Source organism: Nocardia sp. X0981, from assembly GCF_977089955.1.
The window spans coordinates 1,097,034-1,112,374 of the sequence record NZ_OZ372435.1 but is presented as its reverse complement, the minus strand read 5'-3'; the positions used below and the strand labels follow the sequence as shown (position 1 = coordinate 1,112,374).

Genomic DNA, 15,341 nt, shown 5'->3' with positions numbered 1-15,341 from the left:
TTGCCATTGATCACGCAGCGCAGGGCGGGATCGAGGTTCGGATGTCGAGCTGGACGAAAATGCCCCGTGCCACCACGTTTCGATCCGATCCGCCCAAACGACCGCGGCGGCCCGGAGAACCTCCGGGCCGCCGCGGCGGAAAAGGAACGGATCAGAAAGCCGCTTCGTCCAGCTCCATGATGTCGTTGTCGAGGTTGGACAGGACGGTCCGGGTGGCGGTCAGCTCCGGCAGGATATTGCGTGCGAAGAACTGCGCGACCGCGACCTTGCCCTGGTAGAAGGACTTGTCCGCGCCCTCGGCGCCGGCATCGAGGGCCGCACCGGCGATCTCGGCCTGACGCAGCAGCTGCCAGCCGATCAGCAGGTCGCCGACCGAGAGCAGGAACCGCACCGAGCCCAAGCCGACCTTGTACAGCTCATCGCTCTGCTCCTGCGCACCCATCAGATGCCCGGTGAGGGTGGCGGCCATGGCCTGTACGTCCTCGAGAGCGGTGGCCAGCAGTTTGCGTTCGGACTTGAGCCGGCCGTTGCCCGCCTCGGAGTCGATGAACTTCTGGATCTGGCCGGCCACATGCCCCAGCGCCACACCCCGGTCACGGGCGATCTTGCGGAAGAAGAAGTCCTGCGCCTGGATGGCGGTGGTGCCCTCGTACAGCGAGTCGATCTTGGCGTCGCGGATGTACTGCTCGATCGGGTAGTCCTGCAGGAAGCCGGAACCGCCCAGGGTCTGCAGGGATTCGGTCAGGTACTGGTAGGCCCGTTCCGAACCCACACCCTTGACGATCGGCAGCAGCAGATCGTTGACCCGGGCCGCGGTATCGGCGTCGGCACCGGAGACGGCGGCGGCGATATCGGCGTCCTGGTGGGCGGCGGTGTAGAGGTACACCGCGCGCAGGCCTTCGGCGTACGCCTTCTGGGTGGCCAGGCTGCGCCGGACATCCGGGTGGTGGGTGATGGAGACCCGCGGCGCCGTCTTGTCGGCCATCTTGGTCAGGTCGGCGCCCTGGATACGCTGCTTGGCGTAGTCGAGCGCGTTCAGGTAGCCGGTGGACAGGGTGGCGATGGCCTTGGTGCCGACCATCATGCGCGCATGCTCGATGACCTCGAACATCTGCGCGATACCGTTGTGCACCTCGCCCACGAGCCAGCCCTTGGCCGGGACGCCGTGGCCGCCGAAGGTCACCTCACAGGTGGCCGAAACCTTCAGGCCCATCTTGTGCTCGACATTGGTCACGAAAACGCCGTTGCGCTCGCCGAGTTCGCCGGTTTCGGGGTCGAAGTGGAACTTCGGCACGAAGAACAGCGACAGGCCCTTGGTGCCCGGTCCCGCACCCTCGGGGCGGGCGAGTACCAGGTGCATGATGTTCGGGAAGAGGTCGTCGGAGTCGGCCGAGGTGATGAACCGCTTCACACCCTCGATATGCCAGGAGCCGTCCTCCTGCTGTACGGCCTTGGTGCGGCCGGCGCCCACATCGGATCCGGCGTCGGGCTCGGTGAGCACCATGGTGGCGCCCCAGCCCTGTTCGACCGCGATCTTGGCCCATTTCTTCTGCTCGTCGGTCGCGTTGTTGTAGAAGATGTTCGCGAAACCGGGGCCGGCGGCGTACATGAAGGCCGCGGGCTGGGCGCCGAGGATCAGTTCCGCGATGGCCCAGTAGGCGGCGCGGGGGAATTCGATTCCGCCCAGTTCGGGGGTGACGGAGTAGGAATCCCAGCCACCCTCCTGGAGGGTGCGGTAGCTCTTCTTGAACGACTCGGGGAGGGAGACGCTGTGGGTTTCGGGGTCGAAGACCGGCGGGTTGCGGTCGGCGTCGGCGAAGGATTCGCCCAGCGGGCCCTCGGCCAGCCGGCGGACCTCGTTGAGCATTTCCTTGACGGTATCGGCGTCCAGGTCGCCGTAGGCGCCGGATTCCAGGATGCTCCCGAGGCCGAGTACCTCGAAGAGGTTGAACTCCAGGTCGCGGACGTTGCTCTTGTAATGACCCATTGTGATACTCACTCTCCGTTGAGTCGGGTGCGGTCGGTATCCGTGCCGTTCCCGCCCGTTGTCGCCATCGGGTAGCTACCGGAACGCGGCAGTCTACTCGCGGGTAACTTAAAGAGTATATTACCGACGGGTAAGGCGGGGGGCAACGCGGTCCCGCGGCATTGTGATGTGACGAACACGGGCGCTCCGGATATGCCGGGGACCACCCCGTTCGGCGGCTGGTTAGGGTGAATCGTGCGGATCGAAACGAGCGCCGGGCCCGCGGAAGCCGAGATCGACGGTGCGGGCGACCCCGCGTTCCTCTTGGTTTTCACCCATGGTGCGGGTGGCGGAGTGGAGAGCCGGGACATCCGCACGGTGCGGGATACCGCGCTGGCCGCGGGTGGGATGGTGGCGCGTGTGCTGCAGCCCTACCGGGTCGCCGGGCGTCGCGCGCCGGGCAGACCCGAACCGCAGGACAGGGCCTGGGCCGAAGTGGTGGCCGGGTTGCGTGCGGAATTCGGCGCCGAGCTGCCCTTGGTCCAGGGCGGTCGCAGCAACGGGGCGCGGGTAGCGTGCCGGACCGCCACCGAACTCGGCGTACGGGGAATCGTGGCGCTGTCGTTTCCGCTGCATCCGCCGGGAAAACCGGAGCAGACGCGCCGTGCCGAACTACTGGCGGCGGGGACGGCCGAGGTGGTGGTGATCAACGGCGGCAGCGATCCGTTCGGTGTCCCCGAGGCCGCCGACGCCGCGGAGGTCCGGGTGATCCCGGGGCAACCGCATTCCTTCCGTAGCGGGTTCGAGGAGATCGCGGAGACGCTGGCGCCCTGGTTCGAGCGCTGGCGGGCCTGACCGCGGCGCTACGGGGCCGGAAGAGGTTTGGTCGCGACCACCAGTGCGTCGATCGCGTCCCTGCCCTCGGTCGGCCGGAACACCTCCCGGGCGGTATCGATTTCCAGTCCGGAATCCGTGCCCAGATCGGCGACGATGTCCTCGGGAGTGAACAGGATCTCCGGGTCCTGCGGGCCGCCGTGCCCCCGGGCCGGGTTCGCGCTGTGGTGACCGAGCACCAACAGCATGCCGCCGGGGGTGAGCAACCCCGCCGCTCGGCGGAGCAGATCGCGGCGCTGTGTGCCGGGAAGATGCAGGAAGACCATCAGCACCAGTTCGTAGGGCCCGCCGAGATCGACCGCCGGGTCCGTGAGATCGGCGCACTGCCAGCTGATCCGCTCCCGGATCGAGCGGGCCAGCCGGGTTGCCACGGTCCGGCCCTTATCGATGCCCACCTGCGAGAAATCCACTCCGTGCACCAACCAGCCGTGGGTGCCCAGCCACAGGGCGTTGCGGCCCTCTCCGCAGGCCAGGTCGAGAACGCGCGGCAGTTCGGGAACCTGCCCATCGGGGCCGGGTAGCCGGGGGATCCGGCGTTCCAGGCCGTGTACGAACTCCACCACCGTGTTGTTGGGCGGTGCGCCCCAGACGAGTTCGCTCTGCACATACCGCGCATCCCAGTCGGCCGCCTCCATGCTGCCAGTGTATGGAGGCGGTGGCATATCGGGCGACGCCGGCGGTTACAACCGAGTGCGCATCAATACCACGTTGTACTGATTGTGCACAGTGGTGAGGAAGTAGAGTTCGTCGCCGGTTTGATACGGGAAAATCGACGGGGCATAGGCTGTGGGAAGTTCGCGTGTATCGATCAGAACGCGCGGTTCACTCCACGGACCCGCCGGGGCCGGAGCGGTGCGCATCACCACCGAGTTGAACGGATCGGTGGTGAGCGAAACGAATTGCCCCAGATAGTCGTTCCACATAACCGACAGTTCCCCGACGCCGTGCATTATGGGCCGGGCGGCGTTCACGTCGTCGCGTTTCCAGGTGGTGCCGTCCCAGTATTCGTAGGCGGCCAGATCCTGTATATCCGCCTCGCGGACCCGGGACACGTATGCGGCGTTGTCGCGCCCTGACGCGGTTCCGTATACATAGACGAATCCAGCGTTCTTCAGGAAGGCGTTCATCTGGAAATTGCGGTTCGCGCCTTCATTGGGCCGGCGAGTGAAGGCGAGATCGGCCCACGTTTCCCCGTTATCCGCCGAAGCGGCCAGACCGGAATAATTCGTGGTCCATTCCCCCGGGGTGTCCCAGCTCTTCACCGACATCAGACTCATGTATTGGACACCGTTCACGGATATACCGGCGGTGGGAATGCGGCTGATCTCGAGGAAGGGGATCTTCGGGCTGGGTACGAGGTCCCTGGCCTGGCCGAAGACATCGCGGACCACGCTGTCGAAGTAGATCCCGTTCCGGGGATCGCGGGTGTGGCTGCGTAGCAATACATTGCTACGCCATGCCCACATGCTCCCGGCGAGCAGGTTGGGAAAGCCGAGGCCGGCGGTATCACCGAAAGCGGTCAGCATTTCGCCCCGGCCGTTGTCCCACATGATCCCGAGATCGGTGCCGAGCATGTTGTAGTTGTGGGTGTTGTTCGGGCTCGCCATTCCGGTCACCTGGAAAACGGCCCGGGTGGCACCGTGCAACTGGGGGAGGCCGTTGGTGCCGTTCAATACCGGAATGGGGTTGATCGCGTTGGGATTCGCGGTGGCCGATGGGATGGCCGCCGATAACGCGACCGATGCGCCCACCAGCAGCGATATCACAATGGATCCCGTTCTCTTCAAGGTCGTCGGACCTCCGGGTCGGGTCGAAAACCGCCGCGGCCATATGTGAGGCACCTGTATGTGATACACGGCACATTTCGACTGGCTGGTAGATCGCGGATATGTTAGCAGTGAGTTTGCCCTGATCAGAGGTATTGCCCATGGTTTTGCGGAGGTGTCACGAGACGCGTGCCGGAAACTTCGATACGGCGCCGGTCAGAGAGCGAATTCCTCCGGTCCGCAGAGCGACGTAGATCACTCCATGGTCTAATCGAGAAGTTAACCGCGAATTTCAGCGGCTCACTTCAGCGAAGAAGCGGAGGACGTATGCTGCCAGCCGGAATGGACCCGCGCACACCAGTGCTCGTCGGCGTAGGCCAGATCGTGCACCGGCCGGGTGAACCGGGACTGCCGGGCCCTGTCGAGTTGGCAGCCGAATCGCTGCGCCGCGCGGGTGCAGACAGCGGGACCGGGGACGCGCTGTTGCGCTCGGCCGATGTGATCGCCTCCGTTGCGCCGGTGAGCCGCACCTACCCTGACTTGGGCGTATTGATAGCCGGAGAACTGGGCGCGACCCCGAAGCGCACCATCCAGTCGGCGCCCGCCGGCGGTGACGCGCCGCAACGACTGCTCAATCTGCTGGGCCGGGAGATCACCGAGGGCAAGACGGATATCGCCCTGCTCTGCGGGGCCGAGTCGGTGGCGTCGTGGACCGCCGCCAAACGGGCCGGCACCGAACCGGACTGGCCCGAACAGGACGAACACGCCCGCCCCGATCAGGTGGTGGGGGCCCTCGACGGACCCAACAGCGATATGGAGACCGCGGCCGGGCTGTGGGGCCCCATCTATATGTACGCGCTGATGGAATCGGCCATGCGCAACCGGCTGGGGCTGGACATCGAAACGCATCGGGCCCGGATCGGCGAACTCTGGTCCCGATTCTCCGAGGTCGCGGCTCGCAATCCGTATGCCTGGCTGCCGCGGGAGCGTGAGGTCGCCGAATTGATCACGCCCGGGCCCGGCAACCGCATGGTCTCCAGTCCGTATCCGAAGCTGCTCGTGGCCAACCTCACCGTCGACCAGGGTGCCGGCCTCATCCTGTGCAGCGCCGCCGCTGCGGACTCGGCCGGAGTGCCCCGGGATCGGTGGATCTTCCCGCACGGTGGCGCGACCGGCACCGATACGTGGTACGTCTCCGAGCGCACGGATATGGCCGCGTCCCCGGCGATCGCCGCGGCCGGCCGGGCGGCCCTGGCCGGGGCGGGAATCGGAATCGACGATATCGCGCATATCGACCTGTACTCGTGTTTTCCGGTGGCCGTCCAGGTCGGCGCGGCGGCCCTGGGGCTGCCGATCGACGATCCGTCCCGGCCGCTGACGGTGACCGGCGGACTGACCTTCGGCGGCGGCCCGGGGAACAACTACAGCACGCACGGGATCGCCACCATGGCCGAGATCCTGCGGCGCAACCCGGACGACTACGGCTTGACCACCGCTCTCGGCTGGTACATCACCAAACACGGCGTAGGGATCTATTCGGCGAAACCGCCCGCCGAGCTCTTCCGGCCGGTGGAGGCCGAGGTCCCGGTGGCGCGGCGGGAAACCGCGCCCGGTTACACCGGGCCCGCGGTGATCGAGGCATACACGGTGCCGTATCGCAAGGGCAGCGCCGGTGACGAGCCCGAGGCCGTGGTGGTCAGCGCCTTGAATCCGGCGGGGGCCCGCATACTGGTCCGGGCGACGGACAGCGAAACCATCGCGCTCTGCACCACCGGCGACCGCTTGGGCGCGGCCATCGATATCACCGCCGCCGACCGTTTCATCCTGCGCAGTGAGAGGACAGCCTGATGACCGAGACCGTGCTCCTGGACCGGTGTGACGCGATAACCGTACTCACGGTGAACCGGCCCGCGGCGCGTAACGCCATCGACCTGGCCACCGCGAAGGCACTGGAAGCCGCGATCGACGCGTTCGAAGCCGACGATTCGGCCCGGGTGCTGGTGCTGACCGGTGCGGAGGGCACCTTCAGCGCCGGGATGGACCTGGTCGCCATGTCGCGCGGGGAGGTGCCGATGACCGAGCGCCGCGGCCCGCTCGGGATCGCGGCGAAACCGCCGGTGAAGCCGATGATCTCAGCGGTCGAGGGTTTCGCGCTGGCCGGTGGTTTCGAACTGGCGCTCTCCGGCGATCTGATCGTCGCCGCGCGTGATGCGGTATTCGGCATTCCCGAGGTGAAACGCGGCCTGGTGGCCGCTGCCGGTGGTGTGATGCGCCTGACCCAGCGGCTGCCCCGCAGTATCGCGGCCGAATTGGCGCTGACCGGCGGCCGGATCAGTGCCGAGCGGCTCTATCAGCTGGGCCTGGTCAACCGGGTCACCGAGCCGGGTGAGGCGCTGGAGGTGGCGTTGGAGCTGGCCGGGGAGATCGCGGCCGCCGCCCCACTGGCGGTGGCCGCCAGTAAACGGATCATCGACGAAACCCCCGGCTGGAGTGCGGCGGAGGGATTCGCGAAGCAGGGGGAGATCGCGCTGCCCGCGCTGGTGTCCAAGGACGCCGCGGAGGGGGCGCTGGCTTTCGCCGAGAAGCGTGAGCCGGTCTGGCGGGGCCGCTGAGGCCGGCCCGGCCCGGCATACCGTGCGGTCGGTCGTGGGCTCGCTCCGGGCGCCGAAACGGTCGCGGAGAGGAGCCGGGCCGGTACCCGCAGCGAAGGCCGTGGGCTTCGCTTCGGGTACCGGCCGGTAACAAATCTGTGACGAGGCCGAATACGGTGCGAGGATGGGTGTCGTGGACGACGTTGTGAGCAGAAATCACGTGGTGGTGTCGGGGCGAGCCGATGCGCCGGTACTGGTACTCGCGCATGGGTTCGGTTGTGATCAAGGCCTGTGGCGCCTCGTCGTACCGCTGCTGGAAGAGCAATTCACCGTGGTGCGCTTCGACCATGTGGGCTCGGGCCGGTCGAACCTGTCGGCGTGGAGTCCGCAGCGGTATTCCACCATGGCGGGCTACGCCGAGGACGTACGACAGGTGTGCCGGGAGATCGGGCTCGGGCCGGTGGTGCTGGTCGGCCATTCGGTGGCCGCGATGATGGGCGTACTGGCCGTCACGGCGGAACCGGACCTCTTCCAGGGGCTGGTGTTGCTGGCGCCGAGCCCGTGTTTCCTCGACGATCCCGTCACCGGGTACCGGGGCGGGTTCAGCGCCGCCGATATCGAGGAATTGCTCGAATCGCTGGATGCCAACTATCTGGGCTGGTCGGGAGCGATGGCGCCGGTGATCATGGGCAACCCGGAGCGCCCCGAGCTGGCGGAGGAACTGGAGAACAGCTTCTGCCGTACCGACCCCGAGATCGCGCGCGTTTTCGCCCGGGTGACCTTCCTGTCCGACAATCGCGAGGATCTGGCGGCGGTGAAGGTGCCGACCCTGGTGGCCCAATGTTCGAACGACGCGATCGCCCCGCGGGAGGTGGGTGAATTCGTGCACTCCCGCATCGCCGGCAGCCGGTTGGTGACCCTGTCCGCGACCGGGCACTGCCCGCAGCTGGCCGCCCCCGAGGAGACCGCCACCGCGATCACCGACTTCGTGCGTAGCTTGTAGTGATGATGGGCCGCGCGGATGGTCCGGATCGTGATCGATGCGGGTTCGAGCCGGAGGACCCGGACCAGCGCGCGGAATTCACCGCCCTGTTGGAGGACGACGTCGAAGATCTGTACGAGAACGCACCGTGCGGATACCTCTCGACTCTGCTGGACGGGCGTATCGCGAAGGTGAACGCCACCCTGCTGGGCTGGCTGGGTTACCGCCGGGGTGATCTGGTGGGCCGACGTCACTTCAGCGATCTGCTCACCGTCGGCGGGCGCCTCTATCACGAGACGCATTTCGCGCCGCTGCTGCGGATGCAGGGCCAGGTCAGCGGTATCGCCCTCGAATTGCGCGCCGCCGACGGTTCCCGGTTGCCGGTGCTGGTGACGTCCACGGTGAAGACCGGGGTGGACGGGGAGCCGCTGCTGATCCGCAGCACCGTGTTCGATGCCCGGGAGCGCCGTTCCTATGAAACGGAGCTGCTGCGCGCCCGCCGGGAGGCCGAACGGGAGCGCGAGCGGCTGCAGCGACTGAACGCGACCCTGCAGCGCACGCTGCTACCGGCGGCGCTCGAGCCGGTGGCGGGTATGGATATCGCCGCGCACTACCACGTGGCCTCCGCGGACGAGGTCGGCGGAGATTTCTACGATATGTTTCCCATCTCGCCGGACACCTGGGGTTTCTTTCTCGGGGACGTATGCGGCAAGGGGGCCCTCGCCGCGACGATCACATCCCTGGTCCGCTACACACTGCGTGGGGCCGCCGTCCACGACTCCGATCCCAGCGCGGTCCTCACCCATCTCAACACCGTCATGGTGCGCGCTGCCCAGCCGGGCACCGCGCGCTTCTGCACCGTGCTCTTCGGCCGGCTCACCCTGCACCGCGACCATCCCGCCGGACCGCACGCCACCGTCACCCTGGCCGCCGGCGGTCATCCGCCGACGCTGCTGTTACGCGCCGACGGCACCGTCGACTATCTGGAAACCCCCGGTGGCCAATTGATCGGCGTACTCCCCCACGCCACCATCGCCACCGTGGACGTCTCGCTGTGGCCCGGTGACACGCTGCTGCTCTACACCGACGGCCTCACCGAGGCTCGTACCGCCGACGGTTTCTACGGGGAGGACGCCCTGCTCGACTTCGCCCGCGGGCTGGCTCCCGTTTCGGCCACCGACGCGATAGCCGCGGTGGCGGGCCTGCTCGAGGCACTGGGTCCGGGAGTCACCGACGATACCGCGGTTCTGGCCCTGCACCTCTCGGGCATCCCGGAAACCGCGGTTCAGGCCGGCAGCTGATCCAGGATCACCCGGGCACAGGCCGCGGGGTCGTCGTAGAACGGGGTGTGCCCGCTGCCGCGCAGGGTGATGTGGCGGGCGTGTGGGAGCACGGACCGGGCCCGTTTGCTCTGCGTCGCGTAGGTGAGCAGGATGTCGCGATTGCCCCAGGCGATCGTCACCGGGAGTTCGGCCAGGGCCGCGGGATCGTGCAGTCGCGCCGTGGTGAACGAGTCCAGGGCGGGGGAGAATCCCAGGGAATCGATGGCGCCCCGCGCGGTGTCCAGCGCGACCCGGCTGTCGACCGCCCACGGCTTGCCGAAGACCAGCCCCAGGAACATGGTGCGCCCGGCCGGGGTATCGAGCACCTTCGGCATGGCCGGGCCGAGAATCCGGCCGAGTTTCTTGGATTGCCCCAGCGATTGCTGGCACCAGATCCGGCCCGGTGTGTCCCAGAAGAAAATGGGCGAGAAGGCGGTCACCGAGCGGGCCAGCCCGCGCGCGCCGAGGTTCAGCGATATACCGCCGCCCATGGAGTTGCCGGCCAGATGGGGGCGGTCCAGGCCTTGGGTGGCGAGGAAGTCCGCGAGGGCGTCGGTCAGCGTGTCCACCGTGGTACGTGGAAGGGGGGCGGACCCGCCGAATCCGGGCAGGTCCACCGCGATCACCTCGAAGCGCTCGGCGAGTGTCCCGATGATCGGTTCCCACACCTGCCATCGGCTGCCGACCCCGTGGACCAGCACGAGGGGCTCACCACGGCCTGCACGATGGTGCTCGAGGGTCGTCATATTCCGGTTCTCCGATCGGGACGCGATACCGGGGTCACCCTAACAGCAGGCACCGGACCTCAGTTTCGTTCAGCTGTTTCCCGGTGTGAATCCTGCCGGATTTCGCGGCCCCGGGTTGCACGTCTGCTGTGACTACGACTACACACATGCGTGGACGTCTCACGGACGGCCGCGGGTATCCCTCCCGGCCGGCGTGCGTCCAGTTGATGATCTCCAGAGAGGAATCCGGTGCGGAAGACCCTGATTGCCGCGTCCCTTGTCGTTCTGCCGCTGCTGGCGGCCTGCGGTAGCGATGCCGAATCCGCGCCCGCGCTGACCGAGGCCGACCTGTCGGCATCGTTGCAGGAGAAGGGACTCCAGGATCCGGCGTTCGCCGACTGCGCCGCGAAGGTCTACATCGCGGAGGGTATTTCGCAGGAGGGTCTGCGGACCATGGTCAGCGACGAGTTCGACACTCGTATGGCCGATCCGGAGACCCTCGGAATGAGCGAGGAAGACGCCGACAAGGCGCGCGCCGCGACCAACAAGATCGTCAGCGAGTGTCTCGGTAAAGGTCAGTAGCCGGAATACGGGCGGACGCCGGAGCGATCCGCCCGTTCGGCTGTCCGGGTGCTCCCGGACGACAGCCGGTGCGCCACGGCCGTACGCGGGAATCCGGAAATGATTCTCGCTGAGCGCAATACTGCGTGCCGGACAATCTCCGGTGCAGCATGCGGACATGACAGCACAGAAACCGCTCCCCGCCGCAATGCGTACGGCGGCGGTGATCGGGGCGGATCCGGCCGGCCTCACCGCGGCGCTGGGGTTGCTCGATGCCGGATTCGACGTCGCGCTCTACAGCGACCGGGACCGCAAGGCGCTGTGCACCGAGCCGCGCACCCATATGGCAGCTGTATCCGGCGCGCTCCGGCGGCCCACCGCCCCGGCTGGAGGAAGCCGCCGCCCGAGGCGGCCGGCCCGGCCGGGCACCGGGATAACCTTCGACGGGTATGTCGGGGTCACGGTCGCCGCGTCGTTCGAAGCCGGTGATCGGATCACCACCTTCCTGGAACGGGGCGGGGCTCTGCTCGTGGAGACGGTGACGCCGGAATCGCTGGGCGCGATCGCCGCCACCACCGATCTGACGCTCGTCGCTCCCGGCCGCGGTGTGCCGGCCGGTTACTTCCCGCCCGATCGTGATCGCCCGGTGCACCGGGGGCCGGCCGAAGCGCTGCAGGGTGTCTATGTGGTGACCCGGGTAGCCGGTTCCGATCGCATCGAGCCGAAACCTCGTGCCACCGGGTGACTCGATGCTGAACTGAGCGGACAGCACGAGTCGAGCCCGGCGCCGGCCGGGGACAGGAGGCTCCGGCGTGACCGTGACGGTTGTGGTCGGTAACCCGAAACCCGCGTCCCGCACCTTGTCCGCGGGCGTAGCGCTGGCCACGGCGCTACGCCCGGATACCGAGCCGACGGTCATCGACCTGGTCGAGCTCGGGCCCGGTCTGCTCGGTTGGGGTGATCCCGCGGTCGGCGCGGCCGCGCGCACCGTCGCCGATTCGGAACTGGTGATCTTCGCCAGCCCCACCTTCAAGGCCACCTACACCGGCCTGCTGAAACTCTTCCTCGAGCAGTTCGACGGCGGCACCGGCCTGGCCGGTGTGCTGGCCGTCCCGCTCATGCTGGGCGCCGGCCCCACGCACGCGCTCGCACCGGATCTGCTGCTCAAACCGGTTCTGGGGGAGCTGGGCGCGACCACGGCGCTGCCCGGCCTGTACCTCTCCGACCGAACCTTCGGCGAGGACGGGGTGCTCACCGCCTACGCCGAACGCTGGCGGCCGATCGCATCCGCGTTATCGGCCACGGTTTCCCGATCGAAGTGAAGGGTTGATCATGAGCGATCTCTTCGAAACTCCCGCCGATGGCACCGGCCTGCGCCGCGCTTTCGCCAACTTCCCCAGCGGGGTGGTCGCGGTGTGCGCCCGGATCGACGGGAAGCCGGACGGCTTGGCCGTCAGCACCTTCGTACCCGTTTCGCTGGATCCGCCGCTGGTCTCGTTCTGCATCCAGAACACCTCGGCCACCTGGACCCGTCTGGTCGACGCGGGGCATCTGGGCCTGAGCTTGCTGGGCACCGATCAGCAGGAGGCGGCTCGCTCGCTCAGCTCACGCACCGGCGACCGTTTCCGTGGACTGAGCCTGCACGACGGCACCGGCGAAGCGGTGTTCATCCAGGGTGCCTCGGTCTGGATCGAGGGCACGCCCGAGGCGCATGTGCCGGCGGGCGACCACACCGTGGTGATCCTGCGGATAAACCGTTTGGCCATCCATCCCGGTCGCGACCCGCTGGTCTTCCACGGTTCCCGTTTCCGGCTGCTGCGCGCCGGCTGACCCGGTGGCGGGTCCTCGCCGGTGATCCATCCGGCGAGAACCGCGCCACCCTGTGGGAGGTCTCCTACCGCAGCACGGGTGCCAGGGCCGGGCAAACCACGTCCACCATCGTGCCCAGGGTCCAGCCTTCCCGGAACCCGGCCTCGACCCCGGCCTCGAGCAGATACGTCCTGGCGGCGAGCTTGCCGGCGGGCGTCGGATCGCCTTCCAGGATGGCGCATACCCGCTCGCCGAGTACGACGGCGTCGCCGCGGTCGGCGCCCGCGATCGCCAGACGAGCGTGCAGCGCGAGTTCGGTGGGGCTCCCGGGGGCGGGGGCGGCGTGGACATCGGCGGCGAGGGCAGCGCCGGTGACGGTCAGCGCGAGCCCGGTCAGCACGGCGGCGGACAGATATTTGAACAAGGCGCCTCCTCGGTTCGTAGAGCACGGACCGGCCCGCGGAATCGGGCCGTTACGAATACGGCACGGACAGGCCATTCGGCCGGCCTCGTGTTCTCCGTGCCCCATGCTTCTCTTGCGAGGACACCCGCCGAGCGCATTGCCCGGTAATGACTCCTATGTGTCGATTTAGTGGCGTAAATGGGCATCTACCAGCGCGTTCGCCTTGGCTGCGCTCGAACCACCGAGGCATCAGCACAAACGCCGGGCACGGAACGGGATTACGCGGCGGGCCGGTCTATTGGATTGGTACCGAACCGACTGGACAGGGCCACAGTGCGTTCGAGGTCGGCGAAGGCGCCCTGGGGGTGACGGCGCGTTTCCTCGAGGAAGCTGTCGCGCATCCGCGAGACGAAGTCGAGGCGAGGATAGAGGCCGAGAATCCCGGAAAGATCGTCCCGCGAGATTTCTTCATGACCGAGTCCCGCTACATCGACGGCTGCGCCTGCCTGAACCACCCGGTACAGGGGAACTTGCTCGGCGACGAGGTTGGTGTGCCGCAGAATCGCCTGCTCGACCAAGTGGATTCGATCGGTATCCCATCCACGTGTCTGCAGGAAGCGGCAGGCCAGGTCTGCTCCTACCCGGCCGAATTCATCGGCACCGCGGTGGGTGTCGGTGAGCCCGAGGTCGTGGATCATCGCGGCGACGAAGGCTGCTTCGTCGTCGATGTCCCGGTCGGTGACGATACAACGACCGAACAGGTAGGTGCGGTAGCTGTGATTGAACAGGTATGTGGGTGCGGCCTCGGCGGCGAGGTCGGCTGCCGCCCGGGCGGTCGGCGAATCGGGAATCGCGGGGATCATCGAGAACTCCTGGAGTACGGGGAAATGAACGATCACGATCGTCAACCCGCCCCGTAGATGGCCGCAAGGACATTGTTATGTCAGATCCAGCCATTTCCTCTCGTCCGAATCTGACATGTTCCCGTCATTGCGGACCTGGCCACGATCCAGAAGGCTGTGCTGGTGACGCCGCATCTTGTCGTGATCGCCGCTTTCGACGGAGTAGAGCTTCTCGACGTCGCTGGGCCGATCCAAGTGTTCACAACGGCAAGCCGCCTGGTCCACGCGGCTGCTCCCGGCTATCGGACGCTGGTCGCGGGACCGGATAAGGGTGTCGTCCGATGTGCTGGAGGCACATGCGTCGTCGCTGAGGCATCCTGGGACGAAGTAGCCCGGCAGATCGACACCCTGATCGTGCCCGGTGGTCTGTCGGTGGACGGGACCGCACCGGAGGCGCTGGTGGACGAGGCGCTCATCGACTGGCTGGCAGTGCAGGCCCGCTGGACGCCACGAATCGCATCGGTCTGCGCGGGAGCCCATACCTTGGCAGCGGCGGGTCTCCTCGATGGGCGACGCGCGACGACGCACTGGTCGACTACGTCCCAGTTGGTCGCCGAGCATCCCGGCGTTCTGGTCGAACCCGACTCCATTTTCGTCCGGGACGAACACGTCTGGACATCGGCGGGGGTATCCGCGGGGATAGACCTGGCTCTCGCGTTGGTCGCCGCCGACCACGATGCCGAGTTGGCACGCCGCACCGCACGTTGGCTGGTGATGTATCTGCGGCGGCCGGGTGGCCAGAGCCAGTTCAGTGAATTCTTGGCACGCTCCACGGCCACCGACGCCCAGATCGCGCGTCTGCAGGCTTGGATACCGGACAATCTCACCGAGAACCTTTCCAACTCCGCGCTGGCACGCCGCGCCGGTCTCAGCGTTCGTCATTTCGCACGAGTGTTCCGCGAACAGGTGGGGGTCGCACCGGCGCACTATGTGGAGTCGATCCGAGTCGATGCGGCAGCACGCCGGCTCGTGCACACCAGTGACGGACTTCGTTCTATCGCACAGTCTGTCGGCTTCGGCTCCATCGAGACATTGCACCGAGTCTTCAAACAGCACTTCGGGGTGGCCCCTGCGGCCTACCGTGACCGCTTCTCCTGCTGACTGCCACAACACCGCTACTCGGAAGACTCAGTGACAGATGCTCGATCCGCCGCGTACGGGCTCACGAGCAGACCGCCACGGACCGGAGGCCGCGGACATAACCTGTGCCCTCCGACCGAACACAGCGAACGCTCGTGGGGCACCTACGGCGTTCTCCTGGAGGCCGCCGGCTACAAGGTCGAGACGATCACCGTGAAGCCGGGGCAACGGCTCAGTTACCAGAGGCATCAGTACAGGGCCGAGTATCGGTTCATCGTGTCGGGGGAGCGCATCGCGACTCTCGACGGCTACAGGCCGGCGACGCAATGGATGTAATGCT

17 protein-coding genes are annotated in these 15,341 nt (G+C 67.3%); 11 read left to right on the top strand and 6 right to left on the bottom strand.

The genetic code is table 11. From position 1 onward, the window contains the following. Positions 1 to 151 precede the first annotated feature (151 nt). A complete protein-coding gene (locus ACYR7D_RS04860; protein ID WP_459550019.1) occupies positions 152 to 1,987 on the bottom strand; it encodes an acyl-CoA dehydrogenase in 1,836 nt (611 codons plus the stop codon). A gap of 234 nt (positions 1,988 to 2,221) precedes the next feature. On the opposite strand from ACYR7D_RS04860, the gene ACYR7D_RS04855 reads away from it, so the two are divergent. Continuing rightward, positions 2,222 to 2,821: an alpha/beta hydrolase family protein gene (locus ACYR7D_RS04855; protein ID WP_459548429.1), complete on the top strand. Its 600-nt coding sequence runs from the start codon at positions 2,222 to 2,224 to the stop codon at positions 2,819 to 2,821. A gap of 8 nt (positions 2,822 to 2,829) precedes the next feature. Here the strand turns inward: ACYR7D_RS04855 and ACYR7D_RS04850 are convergent, their stop codons facing one another. Together ACYR7D_RS04850 and ACYR7D_RS04845 are read right to left on the bottom strand one after the other, a co-directional pair. Further along, positions 2,830 to 3,495, bottom strand: a complete 666-nt coding sequence (locus ACYR7D_RS04850; RefSeq protein WP_459548428.1) for a class I SAM-dependent methyltransferase — start codon at positions 3,493 to 3,495, stop codon at positions 2,830 to 2,832. Between the two features lie 45 nt (positions 3,496 to 3,540). Then, entirely contained in the window at positions 3,541 to 4,647 is a 1,107-nt protein-coding gene (locus tag ACYR7D_RS04845; RefSeq protein ID WP_459548427.1) for a DUF4185 domain-containing protein, read from the bottom strand. A gap of 306 nt (positions 4,648 to 4,953) precedes the next feature. Here ACYR7D_RS04845 and ACYR7D_RS04840 point away from each other — a divergent pair, with 306 nt between their 5' ends. From ACYR7D_RS04840 to ACYR7D_RS04825, 4 genes are all read left to right on the top strand, one after another. Continuing rightward, on the top strand, positions 4,954 to 6,474 hold the full coding sequence (locus ACYR7D_RS04840) for an acetyl-CoA acetyltransferase (protein WP_459548426.1): 1,521 nt from the start codon (positions 4,954 to 4,956) through the stop codon (positions 6,472 to 6,474). Then, entirely contained in the window at positions 6,474 to 7,238 is a 765-nt protein-coding gene (locus tag ACYR7D_RS04835; RefSeq protein WP_459548425.1) for a crotonase/enoyl-CoA hydratase family protein, read from the top strand. Before ACYR7D_RS04840 ends, ACYR7D_RS04835 begins: the two co-directional genes overlap by 1 nt. 163 nt (positions 7,239 to 7,401) lie before the next feature. Then, a complete protein-coding gene (locus ACYR7D_RS04830) occupies positions 7,402 to 8,220 on the top strand; it encodes an alpha/beta fold hydrolase (RefSeq protein WP_459548424.1) in 819 nt (272 codons plus the stop codon). Positions 8,221 to 8,222: 2 nt separating this feature from the next. Beyond that, positions 8,223 to 9,500: a SpoIIE family protein phosphatase gene (locus ACYR7D_RS04825; protein ID WP_459548423.1), complete on the top strand. Its 1,278-nt coding sequence runs from the start codon at positions 8,223 to 8,225 to the stop codon at positions 9,498 to 9,500. Here ACYR7D_RS04825 and ACYR7D_RS04820 read toward each other — a convergent pair. Next, complete coding sequence (locus ACYR7D_RS04820) at positions 9,485 to 10,267, bottom strand: alpha/beta fold hydrolase (RefSeq protein WP_459548422.1); 783 nt, start codon at positions 10,265 to 10,267, stop codon at positions 9,485 to 9,487. The genes ACYR7D_RS04825 and ACYR7D_RS04820 overlap by 16 nt on opposite strands. 228 nt (positions 10,268 to 10,495) lie before the next feature. On the opposite strand from ACYR7D_RS04820, the gene ACYR7D_RS04815 reads away from it, so the two are divergent. The 4 genes from ACYR7D_RS04815 (at position 10,496) to ACYR7D_RS04800 (ending at position 12,637) form a co-directional block, all read left to right on the top strand. Continuing rightward, complete coding sequence (locus tag ACYR7D_RS04815) at positions 10,496 to 10,828, top strand: hypothetical protein (protein WP_459548421.1); 333 nt, start codon at positions 10,496 to 10,498, stop codon at positions 10,826 to 10,828. Between the two features lie 157 nt (positions 10,829 to 10,985). Then, positions 10,986 to 11,552 (top strand): hypothetical protein, encoded by a 567-nt coding sequence (locus ACYR7D_RS04810; RefSeq protein WP_459548420.1) that lies wholly within the window; start codon positions 10,986 to 10,988, stop codon positions 11,550 to 11,552. Between the two features lie 67 nt (positions 11,553 to 11,619). Next, a complete protein-coding gene (locus tag ACYR7D_RS04805; RefSeq protein WP_459548419.1) occupies positions 11,620 to 12,129 on the top strand; it encodes an NADPH-dependent FMN reductase in 510 nt (169 codons plus the stop codon). 10 nt (positions 12,130 to 12,139) lie between these two features. Then, a complete protein-coding gene (locus ACYR7D_RS04800; RefSeq protein WP_459548418.1) occupies positions 12,140 to 12,637 on the top strand; it encodes a flavin reductase family protein in 498 nt (165 codons plus the stop codon). 64 nt (positions 12,638 to 12,701) lie between these two features. Here the strand turns inward: ACYR7D_RS04800 and ACYR7D_RS04795 are convergent, their stop codons facing one another. Both ACYR7D_RS04795 and ACYR7D_RS04790 read right to left on the bottom strand, forming a co-directional pair. Beyond that, positions 12,702 to 13,040 (bottom strand): hypothetical protein, encoded by a 339-nt coding sequence (locus ACYR7D_RS04795; protein WP_459548417.1) that lies wholly within the window; start codon positions 13,038 to 13,040, stop codon positions 12,702 to 12,704. 257 nt (positions 13,041 to 13,297) lie between these two features. After that, entirely contained in the window at positions 13,298 to 13,918 is a 621-nt protein-coding gene (locus ACYR7D_RS04790; protein ID WP_459548416.1) for an HD domain-containing protein, read from the bottom strand. 126 nt (positions 13,919 to 14,044) lie between these two features. On the opposite strand from ACYR7D_RS04790, the gene ACYR7D_RS04785 reads away from it, so the two are divergent. Together ACYR7D_RS04785 and ACYR7D_RS04780 are read left to right on the top strand one after the other, a co-directional pair. After that, entirely contained in the window at positions 14,045 to 15,022 is a 978-nt protein-coding gene (locus tag ACYR7D_RS04785; RefSeq protein ID WP_459548415.1) for a GlxA family transcriptional regulator, read from the top strand. 30 nt (positions 15,023 to 15,052) lie between these two features. Beyond that, a complete protein-coding gene (locus tag ACYR7D_RS04780) occupies positions 15,053 to 15,337 on the top strand; it encodes a cupin domain-containing protein (protein WP_459548414.1) in 285 nt (94 codons plus the stop codon). Positions 15,338 to 15,341 lie beyond the last annotated feature (4 nt).